Origin of the sequence: Citrobacter sp. CK199, assembly GCF_030333285.1 — a bacterium.
GTDB lineage: Bacteria > Pseudomonadota > Gammaproteobacteria > Enterobacterales > Enterobacteriaceae > Citrobacter_B > Citrobacter_B koseri.
The window spans coordinates 164,492-189,284 of record NZ_JAOWGF010000008.1 but is presented as its reverse complement, the minus strand read 5'-3'; the positions used below and the strand labels follow the sequence as shown (position 1 = coordinate 189,284).

The window sequence follows — 24,793 nt, the reverse complement described above, 5'->3', positions numbered from 1 at the left end:
CGAAGGGCGAGCGAAGCGAGTCATCCTGCACGACCCACCAATGTAAAAAGGCACCCTAAAGGTGCCTTTTTGCTATGCGCGATATTTATATGCCTGATGACGCTTCGCTTATCAAGCCTACGGGTCTTGTAGGCCGGATAAGGCGCTTGCGCCGCCATCCGGCAATGCTCAACGAATCAGCGCATCAATCAACTTCGTTAATGCCGGTGTTGCCTGCTGCGGCTCGTAAACAATATACAAATCTGCCGGAATACGTTCTTCCAGAGGGCGGAACACCACGCCCGGCCAGTTCATCTGCGCATAACTGTCTGCGATTAACGTAATGCCAATCCCCATGCTGATCATCGCCAGCACCGTTTGCGGCTCCATAACTTCACGCACTATCATCGGCGTAAATCCGGCTTTCTGACAAACACGTTGCAAAAATGCCCAGTCGGTATGAATCGAAGGCATGGTAACGAAATATTCGTTACGTAACGCATCAAGAGGGATCGCCGGGCAGCAAGCCAGAGGGTGATCTTCCGGCATCGCCACCAGAAATGCGGATTCATGTAAGCGCAGGCTGGTAAATCCCTCCGTCGGTTCGATCGCCATTCGCCAGATGCCAGCATCCAGCTCGCGTCGCTCCAGTAACGCCATCTGCATCGCAGGCATTTTTTCGCGAAATAACACCTCGACATTGGGGTTCTCTTTCAAAAAACGGCGCATCACAGGACGCATTTTCCCCCACATCGCCGTGCCCACAACGCCCAGTTCAATGCGCCCTGCCTCACCGCGTCCGATCTGTTCCACGCGCGCAAATGCCTGATTCGCGCTGAACAACAAACGCCGCGACTCTTCCATGAGAATTTTCCCCGCATGCGTTAACGCCACGCTGCGGGAATGGCGAACAAACAACGGCGTGCCGAGCTGATTTTCCAGCTCTTTGACATGAATACTCAGAGGAGGCTGAGACATATTCAGACGCGCCGCCGCCCGGCCAAAATGCAGCTCCTCAGCAACAGCGAGAAAATAGCGCAATAATTTAAGATCTATACGATGTACACGTTCCATGATTATTGCGCTCCACAGATAAGGAATAATGCGCAACGTTAGCACATTTGTCTCAGGGACGTTGAAACGGCGGCAGGCACTCCGCCGTTTCAGCCGTTAGTGCGCCAGTGGTTTCGCCAGCCATTTTTCTGGCTCATGTTTATATTTGAAAAACAGCGCAAAAATCACTGCCAGCGCCAGCGCATAAGCGGCGAATACCAGCCAGATGGTCTGCCAGTCTTTCACGCCGTCCACCGAGAAGTAGTCCACGACGATACCACTCAAAATTGACCCGACCCAGGCGCCTACGCCATTGACCATGGTCATAAACAGCCCTTGCGCACTAGCGCGGATCGTCGAACTGACTTCCTGCTCAACAAATACCGATCCTGAAATATTGAAAAAGTCGAAAGCGCAACCGTAAACAATCATCGACATCAGCAGCAGCACAACGCCAAACGGGGATGGATCGCCAAACGCAAAAAAGCCAAAGCGCAGCGTCCATGCCAGCATACTCATCAGCATCACGATTTTAATGCCAAAGCGTTTCAGAAAGAACGGGATAGTCAGAATGAAACCCACCTCAGCCATTTGGGAAACAGACAGCAGGATGGAGGGATATTTCACCACAACGCTGTCGGCAAACGCCGGATTGTGGGCAAAATCGTGCAGGAAGGGATTACCGAAAACATTCGTAATTTGCAGCACAGCCCCTAACATCATCGCAAACAGAAAGAAAATCGCCATTCGCGGATTTTTGAATAAGACAAACGCATCCAGCCCCAGTTTGCTGGCAAGCGTGGCGGACGTATTCTTCTTCGCCACCGGAATTTTCGGTAGCGTAAAGGCATACAGCGCCAGTAACAGCGAAGCGCCAGCGGCAATGTACAGCTGCGCGCTGCTTAGCTCCAGCCCCATCAGGCTGACTGTCCACATAGCGATAATAAAGCCCACGGTGCCAAAGACGCGAACGGGCGGGAATGCAGTAACCGGGTCCTGGCCGGACTGCGCCAGGCAGGCGTAAGAAACGCTGTTGGATAAGGCAATAGTCGGCATATAGGCCATTGCATTAATTAACATTATCCAGAACATCGCATCCGGGTCGGTCACGGTCGTGGCATACAACAACGCACCGGCGCACACCAGATGGCAGAGCATATATGCACGCTCGGCACGCAGCCATTTATCGGCGACGATCCCCATAATGCCCGGCATAATAATCGCCGCCAGCCCTTTTGAGCTGTAGATCATTCCAACGTTAGCGCCAGTAAAATGTAAGGTGTTAATCATGTAAGAACCCAGGGTCACCAGCCAGCTTCCCCAGATAAAATATTGTAAAAACGACATGACTTTTAAGCGGGACGTAATACCCATTTTTTTTCGTTCCTTGCCGTAAAGTACGGCCCTGCAAGCAGGGCCATTATTATTTTGTGTTTTAAGCCAGTTGGCGTAAGAAGCCGCAAATCAGATTGATGAAGTTCTGCCGGGAAAGCTCAGCCGCCGCCAGCGTTTGCGCATGGGACAGTTTCACATCACCCAGCCCTTCCGCCAGATTGGTGATCGCGGATACGGCCACCACCTTTAGTCCGCAATGACGCGCGCTCATCACCTCCGGGACGACCGACATTCCCACCACGTCGCCACCGATGATCTGCATCATGCGAATTTCCGCCGCCGTCTCAAAGTTCGGCCCCGGATAAGAGACAAACACCCCTTCGTGAAGCGTGAAACCCTCTTCCCCAGCAACGCGCTGGAGAATGGCGCGGTAATCCGCATCGTAGGCATTGGCCAGCGAGAAGAAGCGATCGCCAAAACGTTCGTCGTTCATCCCCACCATCGGCGTGCCTGGCATCGTATTGATATGATCGCTCAACGCGACCAGGCTGCCTGGCCCGACTTCCGTGCGTAGGGAGCCGGCGGCGTTAGTGCAAAACAGCAGTTCACAGCCCAGCAGTTTCAGGGTACGGATCGCGTCAGTCATGATCGTCATGCCGCGACCTTCGTAAAAGTGCCCACGGCCTTTCATACATGCCACCGGGACTCCAGCCAGATTCCCCAGCACCAGTTCCCCCGCATGCCCGTGAACGGTACTGACCGGAAAACCAGGCAAACGCGCATAAGAAATCGCCACCGCGTCTTCAATTTGCTCCGCCAGTGCTCCCAGACCGGAGCCAAGAATGAAAGCAACACGCGGGGTAAAATCAGGCTTGTGCGCGCGAATGATGTCAGCGCTGTACCAGGGATTCTGCGAAAAAAGGGTGTGGGTCATAAGAGGTCCTTAAAAACGGAATAATCGATAAATACGTTGGGTACGTCGTTGTTATAACGAGAGTAACCAATCGATTACCAATACCGTTTTCCCGGACGATCGATATAAAATGTATATTGATACGTAAAATAAAATGGTCAGACTTTGCCTGATTTACCCACCAGAAATGGCAGGGACTGCTGAAGGTCTGTTCACCTCTGCCGATATTAACGTTTTAAGGCAAGAGGAAATGGTAATGACGACGATCAACACTTCAGTCTCCGCCGTTCAGAGCGGCAGCACGGGCAGCAAGGCCGCTACCGGTAACGATCTGTCTGCGCAAATCTCACGCATCACGCAGCAAATTACAAAGCTTACACAGCAGCTCAAAGAGGTTGCTGACGGCAGTGGCAGCACAGAAGAGAAACAAAAGCAGCAGGAACTGATACAGACGCAAATTAAAATGTTGCAGGCGCAGCTGGCGCAATTACAGCGCCAGCAGGCAGAAGAAACGCAGCAGAAGCAGGAGCAGAAACAACTCAGGGCCGAAGGTGTCAACGCGCCTTCCGACGATCACCAAATTGATGTTTATATCTGATACAACGGATCGCGTGCACGGCCAGCGGTAAGTTCACTGGCCTGCATGCGCACGACGTCCCACAGCGCCTGAGCCGCCGTAGAGAGCGACCGGTTCTTGCGTCTCGCCAGCATCAACTGCCTTTCAACGACGGGCGTCAGCCGTTTCACCTGCAAATGACTTCCCTGGGGCAGCGGCAACGCCAGCGCGGGCAACACGCTGATGCCAATCCCCGCCTCCACCATCGGAAACAGCGTTGCGGGATGCCCAATCTCCTGCACGATCGTGGCATCAATGGCAAAATGCGCGAAAGCCGCGTCAATCAACGGGCGGCTGCCGGAGGCGTAATCCTGCAATACCAGCCGCTCATGTTTAAGATCCTGCCAGTTAACCCACTCCCGCTGCGCTAACGGACTATCCTGGCGACACAACAGCAAAAAGGGTTCTGACAGCACGGCTTCACATTGCAAATCCGAAACAGCCCCGGGATCGATGACAATGCCAAAATCCACATCCCCCTGACGAATGCTCTCCAGCACCCACTGCTGGGGACGATCGTGCAGTACAAAATCAATTTCCGGGTACAGCTGGTTACTCTGCGCGATGCACTGTGGGATAAGATGCGCGGAAATCGTCTGGCTGGCCGCCACGCGCACGGTGCCGGTTAACTGAGTCCCCACTCTTCCGGCTTCCCGCAGAGTACTGTGCAGTTCATCGAGAACACGCTCCAGACGCCCCGCCAGCTGCTGACCCGCTTCCGTCAGCGTCACTTCTCGCGTGGTGCGATCCAACAGCTTAACTCCCGTCTGCCGTTCCAGCTCTTTTACGCTGTGGCTCACCGCAGACTGACTCAGACCAATGACGTCCCCTGCCCGACTAAAGCTTTTAGCCTGAGCAACGGTGACGAAGATACGAAGTTGACGCAGAGAATAATTCATCTGTTAAATTCATATATAGATGCAATAAATCAATTTTATTTCTCAAACGGAAAAAAGCAAAATACCTGCATCGACTTTCAGGAGTTTTTATGAAACTTTTTCGTATTCTTGATCCGTTCACGCTGACGCTTATCACCGTCGTTTTGCTGGCCTCCTTTTTTCCGGCCAAAGGGGATTTCGTTCCGTTTTTTGAAGGCTTAACCACCGCCGCGATTGCGCTGCTGTTTTTTATGCATGGCGCAAAACTCTCACGCGAAGCCATTATCGCGGGCGGCAGCCACTGGCGGCTGCACCTGTGGGTAATGTGCAGCACCTTCATCCTGTTTCCGGTTCTCGGGGTGTTATTTGCCTGGTGGGCGCCCGTCAATGTCGATCCCATGCTGTATACCGGTTTCCTGTACCTGTGTATTTTGCCCGCGACCGTACAGTCTGCCATCGCCTTTACCTCTCTGGCGGGAGGAAACGTCGCGGCGGCCGTCTGTTCGGCATCGGCCTCCAGCCTGCTGGGGATTTTTCTTTCGCCGCTGCTCGTCGGCCTGGTGATGAATATCCACGGAGCGGAAGGCAGCCTGGAACAGGTCGGCAAGATCATGCTGCAACTGTTACTTCCGTTTGTACTGGGGCACCTGTCGCGTCCGTGGATTGGCAACTGGGTCGCGCGTCATAAAAAGTGGATTGCAAAAACGGACCAGACCTCCATTCTGCTGGTCGTCTATTCCGCATTCAGCGAAGCCGTCGTTAACGGTATCTGGCACAAAGTGGGATGGGGCTCGTTGTTGTTTATTGTCGTCGTCAGCCTTGTGCTGCTGGCGATTGTCATTGGCGTTAACGTGTTTGCCGCCCGCAGGTTCGGATTCAACAAAGCGGATGAAATAACCATTGTTTTCTGCGGGTCGAAAAAGAGTCTGGCGAACGGCATCCCGATGGCCAATATCCTGTTTCCCACCTCAGTGATTGGGATGATGGTGCTGCCGTTGATGATCTTCCATCAGATCCAGTTGATGGTCTGCGCGATGCTGGCGCGTCGCTACAAACGCCAGACCGATAAGTTGCAGGCGCAGCAAGAAGGCCGCGCCGCGAAGGCTTAAAGAGGTCGTTTCAGGGGCTGCACCAGCTGCGTCAGCCCCTCGGTTTTAATCAGCAGCGTGATTTGCATCAGCTCGCCCAGTCTTCCCGCCGGAAATTCATCCTTACGGGCAAACCACAGCAAATACTCCTCCGGCACATCAATGAGCCGACGCCCTTTGTACTTGCCGAACGGCATCACCGTGTTGGCTATCTCAATCAGCTGCTCTTTTTCCATGTCAGACACCCAGTAAGCGGAGCATCTCTGCTTCGTCGATCACGTCAATCCCCAGTTCTTGCGCTTTCGCCAGCTTAGATCCCGCCGCTTCGCCCGCAATCACCAGATCGGTTTTCTTCGATACGCTGCCCGCCACTTTCGCCCCCAGCGCCACGAGGCGCGCTTTCGCATCATCTCGCGACATCAGGCTGAGGCTGCCCGTCAGGACGATCGTTTTACCGGCAAACGGGCTGTCGATTTCGTCGGCGTTAACCACGATCGGCGCAGGCCAGTGAATGCCTTCCGCCAGTAACTGCCCGATCACGTCCCGGTTACTCTCTTCAGCAAAGAAGTTAAAGACGTGCGTAGCGACCACAATGCCGACATCCGGCACTTTTTGCAGTTCGTCGATAGAGGCCGCTTCCAGCGCCTCTAACGTACCGAAGTACGCCGCCAGCCCTGCCGCCGTGGCTTCGCCCACTTCGCGGATACCGAGCGCATAGAGGAATCGCGCGAAGGTGGTCTCTTTCGCTTTTTCCAGCGCATTCACCACATTCTGCGCCGATTTCGGCCCCATACGATCCAGGCCCGTCAGTTTGCCTGCCGTCAGACGGAACAGATCTGCCGGGGTGTGGACATACTCTTTCTCGACAAGCTGGTCGATAATTTTATCGCCCATGCCATCAACGTCCATTGCCCGGCGGGAAACAAAGTGCTTGAGCGACTCTTTGCGCTGCGCGCCGCAGATCAGGCCGCCGGTACAGCGAGCGACCGCTTCGCCTTCCACGCGCTCGACATCAGAACCGCACACCGGGCAATGCGTCGGGAACTCGACCGGGCGCGTCTCTTCCGGGCGTTCGGAAAGCACCACGTTCACCACCTGCGGGATCACATCCCCCGCGCGGCGAATCACCACTTTGTCGCCAATGCGCAGGCCAAGACGCTCGATTTCATCCGCGTTGTGCAAGGTGGCGTTGCTGACCAGCACACCCGCAACATGCACCGGTTCGAGACGGGCGACGGGCGTGATCGCGCCAGTCCGCCCCACCTGGAACTCTACATCGCGTACAAACGTCATTTGCTCCTGCGCCGGAAACTTAAAGGCCACCGCCCAGCGCGGCGCGCGGGCGACGAATCCAAGCTGTTCCTGCAACGCCATCGAGTTGACTTTAATCACCACGCCGTCAATGTCAAAACCCAGCGTCGGGCGGTCTTCTTCCACTTTGTGATAGAAGTCCAGCACCGCTTCGGGAGAGTCGCACAGCGTCACCCGGTCGCTTACCGGAAGCCCCCAGGCTTTGAATTGCAGCAAGCGCCCCAGATGCGTATCGGGCAGTTCGCCACCTTCCAGAATGCCGACGCCGTAGCAAAAGAAAGTGAGCGGTCGCTTCGCGGTAATACGCGGATCAAGCTGGCGCAACGACCCCGCCGCAGCGTTACGCGGGTTGGCAAATACTTTATTACCGGTGCGGCGCGCCTCTTCATTAATTTTTTCAAACCCGGCCTGCGGCAGGAAAACTTCGCCACGAACCTCCAGACGCGCCGGAATATTATCGCCACGCAGCTTCAGCGGAATAGCGCGAATGGTACGCACATTGGAGGTGATGTCCTCGCCGGTCGTTCCATCGCCACGCGTTGCTGCGCTGATCAGCACGCCGTTTTCATACAGGATGCTGACGGCCAGGCCGTCCAGCTTCAGCTCGCAGCACCAGGTCAGTTTATCGCTGTTTTTTAGCCGATCCTGCACGCGCTTGTTAAACGCCAGAAAACTCTCTTCATCAAACACGTTGTCCAGCGACAACATGGGCACTTCGTGGCGAATCTGGCTGAACGCCGCCAGAGGCGCCGCTCCGACGCGTTGGCTCGGGGAGTCCGGCGTAATTAAATCTGGATGCTGCGCTTCCAGTTCACGAAGTTCGCGCATCAGACGGTCATACTCAGCGTCCGGGATCTCCGGCGCATCCATCACATGGTAAAGATACTCATGATGGCGAAGCGTGGTTCGCAGTTCTGTCAGTTGTTGTTCGATTGATTCCATATCGCACCATCAATGATAAAAAACCCCCGACAGGCGGGGGTTCAGAAAGGGGGGATCACGCCTGGGTTTCTCAGGCGTTGGATTCTTTCACTTCGCGAATGCGATCCTGATATTCACGCAGTTTCTGCGGCGTCATCATCCGGCGCTGGTCATCAAGCACCACGCCGCCGACTTCATCAGCGATATGCTGCGCAGACTGGAGCATCAGCTTAAAGTTTTGCAGTTCGTCGCCGTAAGAAGGCACCTGCATAAAGATAGTGACCCCCGGCGTGGAGAAATCACCGGTCATTTCAGGATCAAACGTTCCCGGGTTCACCATGTTGGCCAGGCTAAACAGCGCAGGGCCGCTGCCATCCGGGCTCAGGTGGCGATGGAAAATATTCATATCGCCAAATTTGAAGCCCGCTTGCTGGATGCTGTTCAGCAGCACTTCGCCGCTAAGCTCGCTGCCATGATGAGCGGCGACGTTCATAATAATGACCGCTTCTTTACGCTGCGGTTTTTCCGCGACGGGCGCTTCTTCCACTACTGGTTCAGGCGCTGGCGCTGGCTCTGCGACAGGTTCCGCTGGCTGGAAAGTCTGCGGAGCAGGCTGAGGCGCAGGTTGCTGTGGCGCTGGCTGAACAGGCTGTTGCGGCGCAGACTGAACCTGCGGCGCTACCGACTGTTGCTGTACTGGCTGCTGCACAGGCTGTGCCGGTTGTTGTGCCGGTTGCGGTTGCGACGGCTGCCCATACTGCGGCCGTTGCTGCGGCTGCGCTGGCGCTTCAGGCGGCTGCTGAGCCGGTTGACGAGGCTGCGCAGACGCATAAGGCGGCTGGTATTGGTGTTGCGGCGACTGACGAGGCGCATCATGCTCCTGAGCGTTGCCGGGGGCATGATTCACGCGGTGAACACGAACTTCACCCACGCCTTCCTCTTCTTCGACGTCATCGTCGTAAGAATCGTCGTCACGTTTTGACTTCATGCGTTTCAGTGGACGATCGCGGAACATAGAAGATCGTTCTTTACGGCTGGTCCAGAAACCATGTACCAGTAAAGCGATTATGGCGATCGCGCCAACAATGATTAATATCAGACGCAAATCCTGCATCATTATATTCTCTGTTGTTCTAACACCTTGCCACCACGGCAAACATTTACTCACTAAGAGTATTTGCCGATTACGTCAAGTGCAAGTGCGCTCTTGGCTTTCACAGCATAAAGATGAACGAAATCGTGCTTTTTGCTGTTTTTTCGAACATTTCTTAACTGGCGAACGCGTCACAACCCGGTAAGATACGCAAAGTTTACCCGGGGCTTTATTAAAGGAGCATGTCCTGATTATGGTGTCATCATCCGCAACTGCACCTCGCAGCGGCTTTTACTATTTCTCACAGGGGTGGAAACTGGTCACGCAACCGGGGATCCGTCGCTTTGTTATTTTGCCGTTACTGGTAAACATTTTGCTGATGGGCGGCGCATTCTGGTGGCTGTTTACGCAACTGGACGTCTGGATCCCTTCGCTGATGAGCCACGTTCCCGACTGGTTGCAGTGGTTAAGCTATCTGCTGTGGCCCATTGCGGTCATCTCGGTTTTACTGGTCTTCGGCTATTTCTTTTCAACCATTGCCAACTGGATCGCCGCCCCTTTCAATGGGCTGCTGGCGGAACAGCTTGAGGCGCGCCTGACCGGCGCAACGCCGCCAGATACCGGCGTACTGGGTATTATGAAAGATGTGCCGCGCATTATGAAACGCGAATGGCAAAAGTTCATCTGGTATCTGCCGCGCGCCATTGTGCTGTTAATTCTCTATTTTATTCCAGGAGTCGGGCAAACCGTCGCCCCGGTGCTGTGGTTCCTGTTCAGCGCGTGGATGCTGGCGATTCAGTATTGCGACTATCCCTTCGACAACCACAAAGTCCCGTTCAAAGAGATGCGCACCGCCCTGCGCACGCAGAAAGTCGCCAATATGCAGTTCGGCGCGTTAACCAGTTTGTTCACCATGATCCCGGTGCTTAACCTGGTGATCATGCCCGTCGCCGTGTGTGGCGCAACGGCGATGTGGGTTGATTGCTACCGTTCCAGACATGGGTCATGGAAATGAATCACAGCACACCCATAAACCTGTAAAATAGTTGTATAAAAAAGGAGGGGCTTATGCCGCTCCTTATTCCATCCAGGTAACCATTATTTCCCTTCCGAATATAGATATGCTAAATCCTTACTTCCGCATATTCTCTGAGCAGGTATGCTAGCCCATGTATCCCAATTTCATACAGTTAAGGACAGGCCATGAGTAAGATTTTTGAAGATAACTCGCTGACTATCGGTCATACGCCGCTGGTTCGACTGAACCGTATCGGTAACGGACGCATTCTGGCGAAGGTGGAATCACGTAACCCGAGCTTCAGCGTTAAATGCCGTATCGGTGCCAATATGATTTGGGATGCCGAAAAACGCGGCGTGCTGAAACCGGGCGTCGAACTGGTGGAACCGACCAGCGGCAACACCGGTATCGCGCTGGCTTATGTTGCTGCCGCGCGTGGCTACAAGCTGACGCTGACCATGCCAGACACCATGAGCGTTGAGCGTCGCAAACTGCTCAAAGCACTGGGGGCGAACCTCGTACTGACCGAAGGCGCGAAAGGCATGAAAGGCGCTATCCAGAAAGCGGAAGAGATTGTCGCCAGCGATCCAGAAAAATACCTGCTGCTTCAGCAGTTCAGCAACCCGGCTAACCCGGAAATTCACGAAAAAACCACCGGCCCGGAAATCTGGGAAGATACCGATGGTCAGGTCGATGTCTTTATCTCCGGCGTCGGCACCGGCGGTACGCTGACAGGCGTCACCCGCTACATCAAAGGCACCAAAGGCAAAACGGACCTCATTACCGTAGCAGTAGAACCGACCGACTCTCCGGTTATCGCGCAGGCGCTGGCTGGTGAAGAACTGAAGCCCGGCCCGCACAAAATTCAGGGCATTGGCGCAGGCTTCATTCCGGGCAACCTCGATCTGAAACTGATTGATAAAGTTGTCAGCATCACAAATGAAGAAGCCATTTCCACCGCTCGTCGCCTGATGGAAGAAGAAGGTATTCTGGCGGGGATCTCTTCCGGCGCGGCCGTTGCGGCAGCGCTTAAGCTCCAGGAAGATGAAACCTTTACCAATAAGAATATTGTGGTTATCCTACCGTCATCGGGTGAGCGTTATCTGAGCACTGCTTTGTTTGCCGATCTCTTTACTGAAAAAGAACTGCAACAGTAATGCCAGCATGTTAAAAACGCGTAAAAAAGCACCCTTTTGGGTGCTTTTTTGTGGCCTGCTTCAAATTTTCAACCCTCCTGGCATTGATTCACCCTGCCGGGTCTGGTATTTAACCAGACTAATTATTTTGATGCCCGAAATTAATCGTTACAGGAAAAGCGCTAGCTGAATCGATTTAATGATTTGGTTCAAGTCTTCCTTTCACGGCATAATGTTTAATGACGAGCGAAACGTCAGCGGCCAGCAGTTGCCAGCAACGGATTGCGCATAACACCTGGTGTGTCGCGTCCCGTTTACGCCGACGCTAACAATACAGGCTAAAGTCAAACCGCCAGGCTAGACTTTAGTTCCACAACACTAAACCTATAAGTTGGGGAAATACAATGTTCCAGCAAGAAGTTACCATTACCGCTCCGAACGGTCTGCACACCCGCCCTGCTGCTCAGTTTGTTAAAGAAGCGAAAGGCTTCACTTCTGAGATTACTGTGACTTCCAACGGCAAAAGCGCCAGCGCAAAAAGCCTGTTCAAACTACAGACTCTGGGCCTGACTCAGGGCACCGTTGTCACCATCGCTGCTGAAGGCGAAGACGAACAAAAAGCGGTAGAGCATCTGGTCAAACTGATGGCGGAACTCGAGTAAGTTCCCGGGTTCTTTTAAAAATCAGTCACAAGTAAGGTAGGGTTATGATTTCAGGCATTTTAGCATCCCCGGGTATCGCTTTCGGCAAAGCACTGCTGCTGAAAGAAGACGAAATCGTCATTGACCGGAAAAAAATTTCTGCCGACAAGGTTGATCAGGAAGTTGAACGTTTTCTGAGCGGTCGTGCCAAGGCATCTGCGCAACTGGAAGCGATCAAAACGAAAGCTGGTGAAACGTTCGGTGAAGAAAAAGAAGCCATCTTTGAAGGGCATATCATGCTGCTCGAAGATGAGGAGCTGGAGCAGGAAATCATAGCCCTGATTAAAGATAAGAACATGACGGCTGACGCAGCTGCGCATGAAGTTATCGAAGGTCAGGCCACTGCCCTGGAAGAACTGGATGATGAATACCTGAAAGAACGTGCGGCTGACGTGCGTGACATTGGTAAGCGCCTGCTGCGCAACATCCTGGGTCTGGCAATCATCGACCTGAGCGCAATCAAGGACGAAGTCATCCTGGTTGCCGCTGACCTGACCCCATCAGAAACCGCACAGCTGAACCTGCAAAAGGTGCTGGGTTTCATCACTGACGCAGGTGGCCGTACCTCCCACACCTCTATCATGGCGCGTTCTCTGGAACTGCCGGCCATCGTGGGCACCGGTAACGTCACCTCTCAGGTGAAAAACGACGACTATCTGATTCTGGATGCCGTAAACAATCAGGTTTACGTCAACCCAACCAACGAAGAAATTGAAAAACTGCGCGCCGTTCAGGAGCAGGTTGCAACCGAGAAAGCGGAACTCGCTAAACTGAAAGATCTGCCGGCTATCACGCTGGACGGTCATCAGGTAGAAGTTTGCGCCAACATCGGTACCGTTCGTGACGTTGAAGGCGCAGAGCGCAATGGCGCGGAAGGCGTTGGTCTGTATCGTACTGAATTCCTGTTCATGGACCGTGACGCGCTGCCGACTGAAGAAGAACAGTTTGCGGCGTACAAAGCCGTCGCTGAAGCTTGCGGCTCTCAGGCGGTTATCGTCCGTACTATGGATATCGGCGGCGACAAAGAACTGCCGTACATGAACTTCCCGAAAGAAGAGAACCCGTTCCTGGGCTGGCGTGCGGTACGTATCGCTATGGATCGCAAAGAGATCCTGCGTGACCAGGTTCGCGCCATTCTGCGCGCTTCTGCGTTCGGTAAACTGCGCATCATGTTCCCGATGATCATCTCTGTTGAAGAAGTTCGCGCGCTACGCAAAGAGATTGAAATCTACAAACAGGAACTGCGCGACGAAGGTAAAGCATTTGATGAAAGCATTGAGATTGGCGTGATGGTGGAAACACCGGCTGCGGCAACCATTGCTCGTCATTTAGCCAAAGAAGTTGATTTCTTTAGTATCGGCACCAATGATTTAACGCAGTACACCCTGGCAGTTGACCGTGGTAATGATATGATTTCACATCTTTACCAGCCAATGTCACCGTCCGTGCTGAACTTGATCAAGCAAGTTATTGATGCTTCTCATGCTGAAGGTAAATGGACTGGCATGTGTGGTGAGCTTGCAGGCGACGAACGTGCTACACTTCTGTTGCTGGGGATGGGTCTGGACGAATTCTCTATGAGCGCCATTTCTATCCCGCGCATTAAGAAGATTATCCGTAACACGAACTTCGAAGATGCGAAGGTGTTAGCAGAGCAGGCTCTTGCTCAACCGACAACGGACGAGTTAATGACGCTGGTTAACAAGTTCATTGAAGAAAAAACAATCTGCTAATCCACGAGATGCGGCCCAATTTACTGCTTAGGAGAAGATCATGGGTTTGTTCGATAAACTAAAATCTCTGGTTTCTGATGATAAGAAAGACACCGGAACTATTGAGATTGTTGCTCCGCTCTCTGGCGAGATCGTCAACATCGAAGACGTGCCGGATGTAGTTTTTGCCGAGAAAATCGTTGGCGATGGCATTGCTATCAAACCAACCGGTAACAAAATGGTCGCGCCAGTAGACGGCACCATCGGCAAAATCTTTGAAACCAACCATGCGTTCTCTATCGAATCGGATAGCGGCATTGAGCTGTTCGTTCACTTCGGTATCGACACCGTTGAACTGAAAGGCGAAGGCTTCAAGCGTATTGCTGAAGAAGGTCAACGCGTTAAAGTTGGCGATCCGGTAATTGAGTTCGATCTGCCGCTGCTGGAAGAAAAAGCCAAGTCTACCCTGACTCCGGTTGTTATCTCCAACATGGACGAAATCAAAGAACTGATCAAACTGTCCGGTAGCGTGACTGTGGGTGAAACCCCGGTTATCCGCATCAAGAAGTAATTCTTGCCGCAGGGAAAAATGGCGCCGACTGGCGCCATTTTTTTATCCTGGTTACGGTAAAACCGCGCCTGATAGCGCTTCGCTTATCAGGCCTACAATAAAAGATCGTAGGCCGGATAAGGCGTTTTTCGCCGCCATCCGGCATAGTTACGCGCTCACAACAGCGAGGTGACCGGACGGTAGCACTTCTCGCGCATCAGGATCTTCATCCCTTCCGGCCCACTTTCCAGCATCCGCTTCTCCGAGTCCGACACCAGTAATTCACACTGATAGCCGCCCGCAATGCCGAACATCGCGCGCGCCACGCAGATATCCTCCAGCGCATCAAGCCCGCTCGTTTCAAAGTGACCAACCACACGCCCCTGCTGGCGAACCACCAGCCGATAACTCTTCATCGCGCCTCCCCTGCCGGTGGCAGAATCAACTCATCACACCCGCAGCGCTGCGTCCAGGTCATCACCTCCAGCACGCGCTCTGCGGCATGTCGCGTCGCTGCCGTCAGCGCTTTCCCCTGCACAATACCGCTCACCAGTTCGGCGCAGAACAGATCGCCCGTCCCTTTTAAATCGGTTTCCACACGCGGGTGTTCAATCACATCCACGCCGCCGTTCGTCACCACCGCCACATTGATGGTATCCGCCGTCTGGCCTGGCGCACTGGTGATCACAATCCACTTCAGCGTGTCGGAAAGCAGCGATTTCGCCGCTGCAACCGCTTCATCCAGCGTGCCGCACGGTTTGCCGCTGAGCATCTCCAGCTCGAACACATTCGGCGTCAGCCCCTGCGCCAGCGGCAGCAGATAATGACGATACGCCTGCGGGATCTCCGCTTTCACATACATTCCGCTGTCCGTGTCGCCAATAACCGGATCGACCAGAATGCACACCTCAGGATGCGCGATCCGCACCGTTTCCAGCCATTTCGCCAGCAGAACGATTTGTTCCGCACTGCCCATATAGCCCGTTGTGACCGCTTTAAGCTCACGCAGCGCATCCCGCTCATTTAAGGCCTGGAGATAACCGCTGAACCAGTCGGCAGGAATAATGCCGCCGTAAAACGTTTCATAATGCGGCGTATTGCTGAACAGCACCGTGGGCACCGCCGTCACCCGCAAGCCCTGCGCTTTAATCGCCGGTACGGCAATACTGTTGCCTACGCTGCCGTACACCACCTGTGACTGAACGGCGACAATGTCGGTCTGTAAAGCCCGATGCTTATCGTCGAAGAGCACTGACTGTATTTCACTATCCTGCCCCATTTACCTCTCCTCTCACTGGACAGCGGGCTAACGCCTCACTATTATCGTCATATGCTAAAATTCATTTTGTCATAGGTCAATAATGATCGACGGAAAAACCGCCAGCGAAATCTTTGACAGTATTCGTCAGCATGTCACCACCGGCGCACTGGCGCCAGGGGAAACGCTGCCGCCGGTGCGGGAACTGGCATCGGAATTAAACGTGAACCGCAATACTGTCGCGGCGGCTTACAAACGGCTGGTGACATCCGGCCTGGCCCTGAGCCAGGGACGTAACGGTACGGTCATTAAAGGTGCGCCTTCTCCGCTCGCGCTGGAAGGAAGCAGTCCCGATACGCCGCTGACCGATCTTTCCGGCGGTAATCCCGATCCCCAACGGCTGCCCGATCTCAGCAGTTATTTTTCGACAATAAATAAGTCACCGCGACTTTACGGCGATGCGGCCGTTTCTCCCGGCCTTCACGCGTGGGCGAAGCGGTGGATGCAGGATGCCGTACCTGGCGAAGGCGAGATTGATATCACCAGTGGGGCGATTGACGCCATCGAGCGTCTGCTGTGCGCCCATTTACTGCCGGGTGACAGCGTGGCGGTGGAAGATCCCTGCTTTTTAAGCAGCATCAGTATGCTGCGCTACGCCGGGTTTTCCGCCATCCCCGTTGGCGTCGATAGCGAAGGTATGCAGCCTGAGATGCTGGAACAGGCGCTGAAAAATGGCGCCCGCGCCGTCATTTTAACTCCGCGCGCCCACAATCCTACGGGGTGCAGTTTGAACGCCTCCCGCGCCGCCGCGCTACAGAACATTGTGGCGAAATACCCGCAAGCGCTGGTTATTATCGACGACCACTTTGCCCTGCTCTCTTCATCTCCCTGGCACCCGGTGATCGCCCCGGAGACGCTACACTGGTCAGTGGTTCGCTCGATGTCAAAGACGCTGGGGCCTGATCTGCGCCTTGCCATTGTCGCCAGCGATCCCGCCACCTCAGCCAGACTGCGTCTGCGCCTTAATTCCGGCAGTCAGTGGGTCAGCCATCTGTTGCAAGATTTAGTGCATGCCTGTCTGAGTGACAAAAACTATCAGCGAACGCTGGCGCAGACCCGGCAATTTTATGCTTCACAGCAGCAGAAGCTGGCCTGCGCGCTCCAGCGAACCGGTCTTACACACGCCCCCGGCGATGGGTTGAATGCGTGGTTGCCGTTGAAAAGCCACAGCCAGGGCATCGCGTTTATGCTGGCGAAAGCGGGCTGGCTGGTACGGGAAGGCGAAGCATTTGGCGTCAACGCGCCCGCCCACGGTCTGCGCATTACGCTGTCGACGCTGGGCGACGGCGATATCAACAAACTGGCGGCTGATATCCATCAGGCGTTAAAACGTTAACAGGAGAGAAAAAGTGCGAGTTCATTTTGTCGTTCATGAGTCTTTCGAATCTGCCGGAGCCTATCTGCAATGGGCTGAGGATCGCGGTTATCCCCTCTCCTGGTCCCGCGTGTATGCCGGTGAACCTGTCCCCGCCAATGCGGATGGTTTCGATATGCTGGTGGTGTTTGGCGGCCCGCAGTCACCGCGTACTACGCTCGAAGAGTGCCCGTATTTTGATTCTTTAGCGGAGCAGCGGCTTATTAATCAGGCGATCTCTGCGCGTCGTATTGTGATCGGCATCTGTCTTGGTTCCCAGTTGATTGGTGAGGCGCTGGGCGCAAAAGTACGCCAGAGCCCGGAAAAGGAGATCGGCCACTACCCGATTACGCTAACGGAAGCCGGGAAACAGAATCCGCTGCTCGCTCATTTCGGCTCTCCGCTTGTGGTCGGGCACTGGCACAACGATATGCCAGGGTTAACCGATCAGTCGGTCGTTCTCGCGACAAGCGAAGGATGTCCGCGCCAGATCGTGCAATACGGTAACGCCGTTTACGGTTTTCAGTGCCATATGGAGTTTACCGCCGAGGCGGTAGAAGGGCTGATCCAGCATTCAGAACAGGAACTGGCTGCGGCAAAAGGGAAGCGCTTTATTCGCTCGAACGCCGAAATGCGCGAGTGGAATTATCAGGAGATGAACGAGAAACTGTGGCGCTTCCTCGACCTGCTGGTGGAGAAACGTAACGCTTGACGTTGCAGGCCGGATGAGACGCTTTGCGTCGTCATCCGGCGATCATACTTTACGGTTGCCGGATGGCGCTACGCTTATCAGGCCTACAGGCTAAATCCCAGCCCCCTGGCTGAAGTGTTCTTCGCCAAAGACGCCGGTAGAAAGATAGCGATCGCCGCGATCGCAGATGATCGCCACCACCACGGCCCCCGGCGTCGCGCGGGCAACGCGTAACGCACCGGCAACCGCGCCGCCGGAACTCACGCCGCAGAAAATACCTTCGCGTACCGCCAGTTCGCGCATGGTGTTTTCCGCCTCACTCTGGTGAATATCCAGCACCTGATCCACAAGCTGAGCATTAAAAATACCCGGCATATATTCTGCGGGCCAGCGACGAATCCCCGGAATGCTGCTGCCCTCTTCCGGTTGCAGGCCAACAATCGTTACCGGTTTTGCCTGTTCACGCAGGAAGCGCGACACACCGGTAATCGTGCCGGTTGTTCCCATACTGGAGACAAAGTGGGTGATGCGACCTGAGGTTTGCTGCCAGATTTCCGGCCCGGTCGTGGTGTAGTGCGCGTAAGGGTTGTCGGGATTGTTAAACTGGTCGAGCAGCTTACCTTCGCCGCGTTCGGCCATTTCCAGCGCCAAATCGCGCGCGCCTTCCATCCCTTGCTCTTTAGACACCAGAATCAGATCCGCGCCATAGGCGCGCATCGCCGCGCGGCGCTCCTGGCTCATGTTGTCCGGCATCAGCAGTTTCATGCGATAGCCTTTCAGTGCGGCAATCATCGCCAGCGCAATACCGGTATTGCCGCTGGTCGCTTCAATCAGCACATCGCCGGGCTTAATTTCCCCGCGCTTTTCCGCCTGGACGATCATCGATAGCGCCGCCCGGTCTTTCACTGACCCGGCAGGGTTATTGCCTTCCAGCTTGACCCAAATTTCACTGCCGTTATCCGGCGCCATCCGCTGCAATTTCACCAGAGGCGTATTGCCAATTGTTTGTTCTAATGTGTTCACTTCTCTGTCCAGTAAAAAGCCCGGTGGCGCTTCGCTTACCGGGCCTACGCAGATCATATTGTAGGCCGGGTCAGCGCAGCGCCACCCGGCAAAACTACGTGATATTAACCTATCAGGCCGATTCTGCCAGAGCAAGCTCCTCTTCGCGCGTCTCAATGCGCTGGTTGCCATTGTACAACCGCGCATTTTGCAGCCCGACAAACAGCCGCTCGCCGCGCTGTGGGGGATTATCCCCCTGCATCACCACCGTCAGCGGTTCGTTATACCACCCCAGAGGCTGCACGACTAATTGGGTGTAGTGACCTTTCGGACTGGCCTCCAGCACCTGTACCGGCAGCGGGGAATCCAGACTGGTGCGACGGCTGACATCCACCTCCCACGGACGCAGGAACAGATCGACCGCTCCCTGGTACGCTGGCGTATACCCCAGCGGCCAGCGATGCGCGCCAACGTGGAACTGACCGCCGCGAACAGTCCCCTGCAAACGGTTCACTTCGCCCATAAACTCCAGCACAAAGCGGGTGGCGGGTTCACGCCACACCTGATCCGGCGCATCGGCCTGTTCAATGTTGCCCTGGCTCATCACCACCACGCGATCCGCCACTTCCGTAGCCTCTTCCTGATCGTGGGTGACAAACACGCTGGTGAATTTCAACTCTTCATGCAACTGACGCAGCCAGCGGCGCAGCTCTTTACGCACCTGCGCATCAAGCGCGCCAAACGGTTCATCCAGCAGCAGGATCTGCGGCTCAACCGCTAACGCGCGCGCCAGCGCCACGCGCTGTTTCTGCCCGCCGGAAAGCTGTGCCGGAAAACGCTCCGCCAGATGGGCCAGTTGCACCATTTCCAGCAGTTTCGTCACTTTCGCTTTGATGGCCGCCGCATTCGGACGTTCGCGACGCGGCAGCACCGTCAGGCCAAAGGCGATATTGTCGAACACCGTCATATGACGAAACAGCGCATAGTGCTGAAAAACAAAGCCGACTTTACGATCGCGCGCGTGCAGACGGCTTACGTCTGTACCGTGAAAACGAATATGCCCGCTGGTCTGATGCTCCAGCCCGGCAATAATACGCAGCAGCGTGGTTTTACCTGAACCGGACGGCCCCAGCAAGGCAACCATCTGACCTGAAGGAATATCCAGCGAGATATCGTTCAGCACCTGGGTGCGACCAAAAGACTTCTTAATATTGGCAATCTCAATGCTCATGATTTTCCTCCTGTTGCGCGCGTTTTTCCTGATTTTCCAGGCGCCATTGCAACATACTCTTCAAAAACAGGGTAATAATCGCCATCAGCGTCAGCAGCGCGGCGGCGGTAAAGGAGCCGACGGTGTTGTAGTCCTGCTCCAGTAATTCAATCTGTAACGGCAGCGACAGGGTTTCGCCGCGAATCGAGCCGGAAACCACCGACACCGCGCCGAACTCGCCAATGGCGCGCGCGTTGGTCAGCACCACGCCGTACAGCAGCGCCCAGCGAATATTAGGCAACGTAACGCGACGGAACATTTGCCAGCCGGAAGCGCCAAGCAGAATCGCCGCTTCATCTTCCTGGCTGCCCTGACTCAGCATAACCGGCACCAGTTCACGCACCACAAACGGACAGGTGACGAAAATAGTGACCAGCACCATTCCCGGCCAGGCGAACATAATTTGCAGGTTGTGCTCATCCAGCCAGTCGCCCAGCGGGCCGTTCGAGCCGTAAAACAGCAGGTAGACCAGACCGGCCACCACCGGCGAGACGGCAAACGGAATATCCAGCAGCGTCAGCAGCAGCTGGCGACCGGGGAAATTAAAGCGCGTCACCAGCCACGCCAGCAGAACGCCAAACACCAGGTTTACCGGTACGGCAATCAGCGCAATCAACACCGTCAGCCAGATCGCGTGCAGCATGTCCGGGTCGGCCAGGTTCTGTAAGACCGGCATCAGCCCTTTGCTGAAGGCTTGTACGAAGATATAAATCATCGGCACCAGCAAAATAAACGCCGAAACCAGCATCCCGGTGCCAATCAGAAACCATTTTCCCCAGTTAATGCGGGGGGCGTCATAACGCTTCAATTGGGTAACTTCCGCCATTAGTGACCTACCACACGTCGACCAAAGCGACTTTGCAGGGTGTTAATCGAGAACAGCAGCAACAACGACGCCGCGAGGATCACCGACGCAATCGCGCTGGCCGCCGGATAGTCAAACTCCTGCAAACGAACAAAAATCATCAGCGAGGTCACTTCGGTTTTCCACGCAATGTTCCCGGCAATAAAAATCACCGCGCCGAACTCGCCGAGGCTTCGGGTAAACGAGAGCGCAATACCCGCCACCAGCGCAGGAGACAGCTCCGGCAACACCACTTTGCGGAAACTTTGCAGGCGCGTTGCGCCGAGCGTTTCCGCCGCTTCTTCATATTCCGGGCCTAACTCTTCCAGTACCGGCTGCACCGTGCGCACCACAAACGGGATGCTGGTAAAAGCCATCGCTACCGCGATGCCAAGCCAGGTGTAAGTCACTTTGATATCAAACTTCGCCAGCCATTCGCCGTAAAAACCGTTCACGGAAAACAATGACGCCAGCGTCAAACCCGCCACCGCCGTCGGCAGGGCAAACGGCAGATCCATCAGCGCATCCAGCAGAGTACGTCCCGGAAAGCGATAGCGGGTTAAGATCCACGCCATCAACAGGCCAAATACGCCGTTGAAGATTGATGCCACAAACGCCGACAACAGCGTGACCTTGTAGGCCGCTACCACCTGCGGGTTGGTGATAACCTCCCAGTATTGCGCCCAGCTCATTTGCGCCAGCTGCATCACCAGCGCGCTCAACGGAAGCAGCAATATCAGGCAGACGAACAACAGGCTGGTTCCGAGGCTTAAGGTAAAGCCGGGCAGCACACGTCTTGTCGATACTGCGAACATTACTTACGCCCCGCCGCCAACAGTTTGTCCAGCTCGCCGCCGCTGCCGAAGTGGGTTTTCATCACTTCCGGCCAGGAGCCAAACTTATCTTCCACGCGGAACAGTTCGGTCTGTGGGAATTTATCTTTCAGTTTGTCCATCACTTCCGGGTTATTCACGCGGTAGTAGAAGTCGGTGATGATGGTCTGCGCCTGCGGGCTGTAGAGCCAGTTCAGGTAAGCCTTCGCCGCTTTTTCAGTACCGTTAGCCTGTACGTTTTTATCCACCCATGCCACCGGGAATTCGGCCAGAATATTGGTTTTCGGGATAACGACTTCAAATCCCTGCGCTTCATACTGTTTACGGATGTTATTCACTTCCGATTCAAAGCTAATCAGCACATCGCCCAGGCCGCGTTCCGCAAAGGTGGTGGTCGCGCCGCGACCGCCGGTGTCAAACACTTCGACGTTCTTCAGGAACTGGGTCATAAACTGCTCGGTTTTGGCTTTGTCGCCACCGTCAGCTTTATCCGCCGCGCCCCATGCAGCCAGATAGGTGTAACGGGCGTTGCCTGAGGTTTTCGGGTTCGGGAAAATCAGCTTTACATCGGAACGCACAAGGTCATTCCAGTCATGGATATTTTTCGGATTCCCTTTGCGCACCAGGAATCCCATCGTGGAATAGAACGGTGAACTGTTATTCGGCAAACGGCTTTGCCAGTCGGCAGGGATCAGCTTGCCTTTGTCATGCAGGATCTGCACATCCGTGACCTGGTTATAGGTCACTACGTCAGCTTTCAGCCCTTGCAGGATCGCCAGCGCTTGTTTTGACGAACCGGCGTGAGACTGCTTGATGGTCAGCTTATCGCCGCCGTTATCTTTCGCCCACTGCTGTTCAAACGGCGGATTAAGGGCGGCAAACAGTTCGCGAGAAACGTCGTATGAGCTGTTCAGCAGCTCTGTTGCCTGCACCTGCGTGGCCAACAACAGCATCGCGCTCAGCGCCAGGTATCTTTTTTTCAGTAAGTTAACAGCCATTGCGCACCCTTATAAATTTGATGACTTTCTTATGGTCATAATATTTATAACGGGTACGAAAGGAGTAACGGTTTTATATACCGTTTGATGATTTGAAAGTCGAAAAGGGAATAAGAGAATCCCTCCCCACATGCGGTGAGGAGGAAAGCGGCGTTAATCAGACGCCCACGCTCACGCTTTCAGGCAGCGTGCTGCCGCCATCAATCACGTTTTGCGTCCCGGTCAAATAGCTGGACTCATCCGACGCCAGAAAGGCCGCCAGTTCACCCACTTCGAGCGGACAGGCCAGACGGCGCATCGGGATCGCTTTCGCCATTTCGGTGAGTACCGATTCAGGATCGTCAGGATTAGACTGACGGGCAATATTTTCCGCCATCGGCGTGCGGACATAACCCGGACAGATTGCGTTCACACGAACGCCGGACTGCGCATACTCCACGGCCAGGGACTTGGTGAGTCCGATAATCGCCGCTTTAGACAGGGCATAAGCCGTTTCGCCTGGATCGGCCACCATATCCCCGGTCACGGAGGACATCATGACGATACGCCCATCTTTGCGTTCAACCATTTCCGGCAGAACGGCTTTTGTGACGTTCCAGACGCCTTTGATATTAATATCGATATGGAAATCGCGATCTTCTTCGCTCATGTCGAGGAAGTTGCCCAACCGGCAAACACCCGCATTGTTGACCAGAATATCAATTTTACCTTCTATCTTTTTCGCGCGCGCCACTGCCGCCGCGACCGATGCAAAATCCCTGACATCCGCTTTGATGGCGGTACAACGATGACCGCGTCCGCCCAGCTCATCCGCCAGTTTTTCCGCCTCATCGGAGATATCCAGCAAAATTAAATTCGCGCCGTGGCGAGCAAACACTCTGGCGATCCCCTCGCCAATGCCCTGTGACGCGCCGGTAATCAATGCCGTTTTGCCCGTGAGTTTACCCATTTCAATGTTCTCCTTTTCAGTCTGTTGCAGCGCATAAGCGGTGCGTCTTATGCGCTACTCTCGTCTCCAGCGAAACTACGATGAAGCCTTACACTCCATTAACATTGAAAATACAGAAAAAACAAATAAGTGCTGCGGAACAGCTCACTAATTAGGGTAAATCTTACGTAAAAGTCCCTAGCTCCTGCCTAAAAGATTAATCAGCTCGCTGCTGCGCTCAATCATACGAAGCGACTCAACATCATTGAGCTGCACCATGCCAACAAACAGCAGATCGGTCACCGAGTTCTGCGCGGTTCGGGTGGACATGGACGAACTGCGCCATTCGGTCTCACCGGATACGGTATCCAGCGTGTAATCGGCCAGCCGCCGCAGCGGAGAGTCCGTCAAAGAGGTGATCGCAATCACCGTCGCCCCCTGCTTACGCGCCGCTTCAGCGCAAAGCACGATCTCCTTTTTCGACCCGCTGTAGGAAATGGCTATTTGCACGTCCCCTTCCTGCAAGGCCTGAGCAATGGTTGCCTGCACATGGGTATCGACCTCGCAGGCCACGCGATAACCAATTTTCATCAGCTTGAAGGATAAATCCCGTCCTACCAGCGCCGAACCGCCGACGCCCGTAATCTGAATAAGCCGGGCCTTGCTGATCAGGTTAATCACCTGCTTCAGGCGATCGAAATCCATCAGACTACAGGTTTCCTCCAGCGCGAACATTTTTTCTCTGTTCAGCTTACGGGCAATCACCTCCAGGCTGTCTTCACTGGTAATCGTACTGTGCAGATGCAGCGCCGTGTCATGTTTCTTTTCCCGGTTGACGCTGTACTCCTCAATGAGCGCCATTCTGAGCTCGGTGAATCCCTTCGCGCCAAGTTTCTGGGCAAATTTCACAATACTGGACTGGCTGACTTCCAGCTGCTTCGCCAGATTGCGGGAAGAAACGGTTTTTAGCTCGCTGACATGGGCCAAAAGAAAGCTGGCAATTTTCTGTTCATTTTCCGTTAACTCTCCCTCTGCATTACGCATTTTCGCCAGATACAACATCGCTCTTCCGCTCCCGTCATCATGGAATCATTAATTCCAACGCACTGTTCGCAGGATAACACAACGCGGGTGAGAATTTGATAGCCCTCACAATATTTGTATTACGATTCAATGATTCTATTGTAAATATTTTTATGGAATATATGATTCCTTGCGTCTTTCATAGCAACAAAAAACTACACACAGAAA

At 54.4% G+C, this 24,793-nt stretch carries 25 protein-coding genes; 9 read left to right on the top strand and 16 right to left on the bottom strand.

Annotated features, from left to right (window positions below; genetic code table 11):
* Positions 1-168: 168 nt before the first annotated feature.
* From OGX75_RS00900 to xapA, 3 genes are all read right to left on the bottom strand, one after another.
* A complete protein-coding gene (locus OGX75_RS00900; RefSeq protein WP_012131381.1) occupies positions 169-1,053 on the bottom strand; it encodes a LysR family transcriptional regulator in 885 nt (294 codons plus the stop codon).
* A gap of 96 nt (positions 1,054-1,149) precedes the next feature.
* Entirely contained in the window at positions 1,150-2,406 is a 1,257-nt protein-coding gene (locus OGX75_RS00895; protein ID WP_286450873.1) for a nucleoside permease, read from the bottom strand.
* A 61-nt stretch (positions 2,407-2,467) separates the two neighbouring features.
* Positions 2,468-3,301, bottom strand: coding sequence for a xanthosine phosphorylase (gene xapA, locus OGX75_RS00890; RefSeq protein WP_286450872.1), 834 nt, complete (start codon positions 3,299-3,301; stop codon positions 2,468-2,470).
* A 235-nt stretch (positions 3,302-3,536) separates the two neighbouring features.
* Between xapA and OGX75_RS00885 the strand changes: the two genes are divergently transcribed.
* Complete coding sequence (locus OGX75_RS00885) at positions 3,537-3,878, top strand: FlxA-like family protein (protein WP_024130136.1); 342 nt, start codon at positions 3,537-3,539, stop codon at positions 3,876-3,878.
* Here OGX75_RS00885 and OGX75_RS00880 read toward each other — a convergent pair.
* The gene (locus OGX75_RS00880) at positions 3,869-4,795 is read right to left on the bottom strand and encodes a LysR family transcriptional regulator (protein ID WP_012131376.1); all 927 of its coding nucleotides are present in this window, start codon (positions 4,793-4,795) and stop codon (positions 3,869-3,871) included. The two genes, OGX75_RS00885 and OGX75_RS00880, sit on opposite strands and share 10 nt — an antisense overlap.
* An 89-nt stretch (positions 4,796-4,884) precedes the next feature.
* On the opposite strand from OGX75_RS00880, the gene OGX75_RS00875 reads away from it, so the two are divergent.
* Entirely contained in the window at positions 4,885-5,883 is a 999-nt protein-coding gene (locus OGX75_RS00875; protein WP_012131374.1) for a bile acid:sodium symporter family protein, read from the top strand.
* On the opposite strand, the gene OGX75_RS00870 is transcribed toward OGX75_RS00875, so the two are convergent.
* The 3 genes from OGX75_RS00870 to zipA all read right to left on the bottom strand — a co-directional run bounded on the left by OGX75_RS00870 (position 5,880) and on the right by zipA (position 9,211).
* On the bottom strand, positions 5,880-6,098 hold the full coding sequence (locus tag OGX75_RS00870) for a DUF3820 family protein (protein WP_012131373.1): 219 nt from the start codon (positions 6,096-6,098) through the stop codon (positions 5,880-5,882). The two genes, OGX75_RS00875 and OGX75_RS00870, sit on opposite strands and share 4 nt — an antisense overlap.
* A gap of 1 nt (position 6,099) precedes the next feature.
* Positions 6,100-8,115 (bottom strand): NAD-dependent DNA ligase LigA, encoded by a 2,016-nt coding sequence (gene ligA, locus OGX75_RS00865; protein ID WP_058667836.1) that lies wholly within the window; start codon positions 8,113-8,115, stop codon positions 6,100-6,102.
* A gap of 70 nt (positions 8,116-8,185) precedes the next feature.
* On the bottom strand, positions 8,186-9,211 hold the full coding sequence (gene zipA / locus OGX75_RS00860; protein ID WP_115181312.1) for a cell division protein ZipA: 1,026 nt from the start codon (positions 9,209-9,211) through the stop codon (positions 8,186-8,188).
* A 229-nt stretch (positions 9,212-9,440) separates the two neighbouring features.
* On the opposite strand from zipA, the gene cysZ reads away from it, so the two are divergent.
* The 5 genes from cysZ (at position 9,441) to crr (ending at position 14,325) form a co-directional block, all read left to right on the top strand.
* On the top strand, positions 9,441-10,202 hold the full coding sequence (gene cysZ / locus OGX75_RS00855; RefSeq protein WP_112001786.1) for a sulfate transporter CysZ: 762 nt from the start codon (positions 9,441-9,443) through the stop codon (positions 10,200-10,202).
* A 188-nt stretch (positions 10,203-10,390) separates the two neighbouring features.
* Positions 10,391-11,362: a cysteine synthase A gene (gene cysK / locus OGX75_RS00850; RefSeq protein WP_112001785.1), complete on the top strand. Its 972-nt coding sequence runs from the start codon at positions 10,391-10,393 to the stop codon at positions 11,360-11,362.
* A gap of 383 nt (positions 11,363-11,745) precedes the next feature.
* Positions 11,746-12,003 (top strand): phosphocarrier protein Hpr, encoded by a 258-nt coding sequence (ptsH, locus tag OGX75_RS00845; RefSeq protein WP_005971891.1) that lies wholly within the window; start codon positions 11,746-11,748, stop codon positions 12,001-12,003.
* Between the two features lie 44 nt (positions 12,004-12,047).
* A complete protein-coding gene (gene ptsI, locus OGX75_RS00840; RefSeq protein WP_047462162.1) occupies positions 12,048-13,775 on the top strand; it encodes a phosphoenolpyruvate-protein phosphotransferase PtsI in 1,728 nt (575 codons plus the stop codon).
* A gap of 40 nt (positions 13,776-13,815) precedes the next feature.
* Positions 13,816-14,325 carry a PTS glucose transporter subunit IIA gene (crr, locus tag OGX75_RS00835; RefSeq protein ID WP_000522253.1) on the top strand — a complete coding sequence of 170 codons (510 nt, stop codon included), beginning with the start codon at positions 13,816-13,818 and terminating at the stop codon, positions 14,323-14,325.
* 155 nt (positions 14,326-14,480) lie between these two features.
* Here crr and OGX75_RS00830 read toward each other — a convergent pair whose 3' ends face one another.
* Both OGX75_RS00830 and pdxK read right to left on the bottom strand, forming a co-directional pair.
* The gene (locus OGX75_RS00830) at positions 14,481-14,720 is read right to left on the bottom strand and encodes a hypothetical protein (protein ID WP_012131365.1); all 240 of its coding nucleotides are present in this window, start codon (positions 14,718-14,720) and stop codon (positions 14,481-14,483) included.
* Entirely contained in the window at positions 14,717-15,583 is an 867-nt protein-coding gene (gene pdxK, locus OGX75_RS00825) for a pyridoxine/pyridoxal/pyridoxamine kinase (protein WP_012131364.1), read from the bottom strand. The genes OGX75_RS00830 and pdxK overlap by 4 nt, the downstream gene beginning before the upstream one ends.
* Positions 15,584-15,665: 82 nt before the next feature.
* Between pdxK and ptsJ the strand changes: the two genes are divergently transcribed.
* Both ptsJ and OGX75_RS00815 read left to right on the top strand, forming a co-directional pair.
* Positions 15,666-16,958, top strand: a complete 1,293-nt coding sequence (ptsJ, locus tag OGX75_RS00820; RefSeq protein ID WP_286450871.1) for a MocR-like B6 salvage transcription factor PtsJ — start codon at positions 15,666-15,668, stop codon at positions 16,956-16,958.
* Positions 16,959-16,971: 13 nt separating this feature from the next.
* The gene (locus OGX75_RS00815; protein WP_012131362.1) at positions 16,972-17,688 is read left to right on the top strand and encodes a type 1 glutamine amidotransferase; all 717 of its coding nucleotides are present in this window, start codon (positions 16,972-16,974) and stop codon (positions 17,686-17,688) included.
* 90 nt (positions 17,689-17,778) lie between these two features.
* On the opposite strand, the gene cysM is transcribed toward OGX75_RS00815, so the two are convergent.
* From cysM to murR, 7 genes are all read right to left on the bottom strand, one after another.
* Entirely contained in the window at positions 17,779-18,690 is a 912-nt protein-coding gene (cysM, locus tag OGX75_RS00810) for a cysteine synthase CysM (protein WP_286450875.1), read from the bottom strand.
* Positions 18,691-18,802: 112 nt separating this feature from the next.
* Complete coding sequence (gene cysA, locus OGX75_RS00805; RefSeq protein ID WP_071258012.1) at positions 18,803-19,900, bottom strand: sulfate/thiosulfate ABC transporter ATP-binding protein CysA; 1,098 nt, start codon at positions 19,898-19,900, stop codon at positions 18,803-18,805.
* Positions 19,890-20,765 carry a sulfate/thiosulfate ABC transporter permease CysW gene (gene cysW, locus OGX75_RS00800; RefSeq protein ID WP_012131359.1) on the bottom strand — a complete coding sequence of 292 codons (876 nt, stop codon included), beginning with the start codon at positions 20,763-20,765 and terminating at the stop codon, positions 19,890-19,892. Before cysW ends, cysA begins: the two co-directional genes overlap by 11 nt.
* On the bottom strand, positions 20,765-21,598 hold the full coding sequence (gene cysT, locus OGX75_RS00795; RefSeq protein WP_012131358.1) for a sulfate/thiosulfate ABC transporter permease CysT: 834 nt from the start codon (positions 21,596-21,598) through the stop codon (positions 20,765-20,767). Before cysT ends, cysW begins: the two co-directional genes overlap by 1 nt.
* The gene (gene cysP, locus OGX75_RS00790) at positions 21,598-22,614 is read right to left on the bottom strand and encodes a thiosulfate/sulfate ABC transporter substrate-binding protein CysP (protein ID WP_286450870.1); all 1,017 of its coding nucleotides are present in this window, start codon (positions 22,612-22,614) and stop codon (positions 21,598-21,600) included. Before cysP ends, cysT begins: the two co-directional genes overlap by 1 nt.
* Positions 22,615-22,771: 157 nt before the next feature.
* Positions 22,772-23,563: an SDR family oxidoreductase UcpA gene (gene ucpA, locus OGX75_RS00785; protein WP_012131356.1), complete on the bottom strand. Its 792-nt coding sequence runs from the start codon at positions 23,561-23,563 to the stop codon at positions 22,772-22,774.
* A 177-nt stretch (positions 23,564-23,740) separates the two neighbouring features.
* Positions 23,741-24,604, bottom strand: coding sequence for an HTH-type transcriptional regulator MurR (murR, locus tag OGX75_RS00780; RefSeq protein ID WP_012131355.1), 864 nt, complete (start codon positions 24,602-24,604; stop codon positions 23,741-23,743).
* Positions 24,605-24,793: the final 189 nt, after the last annotated feature.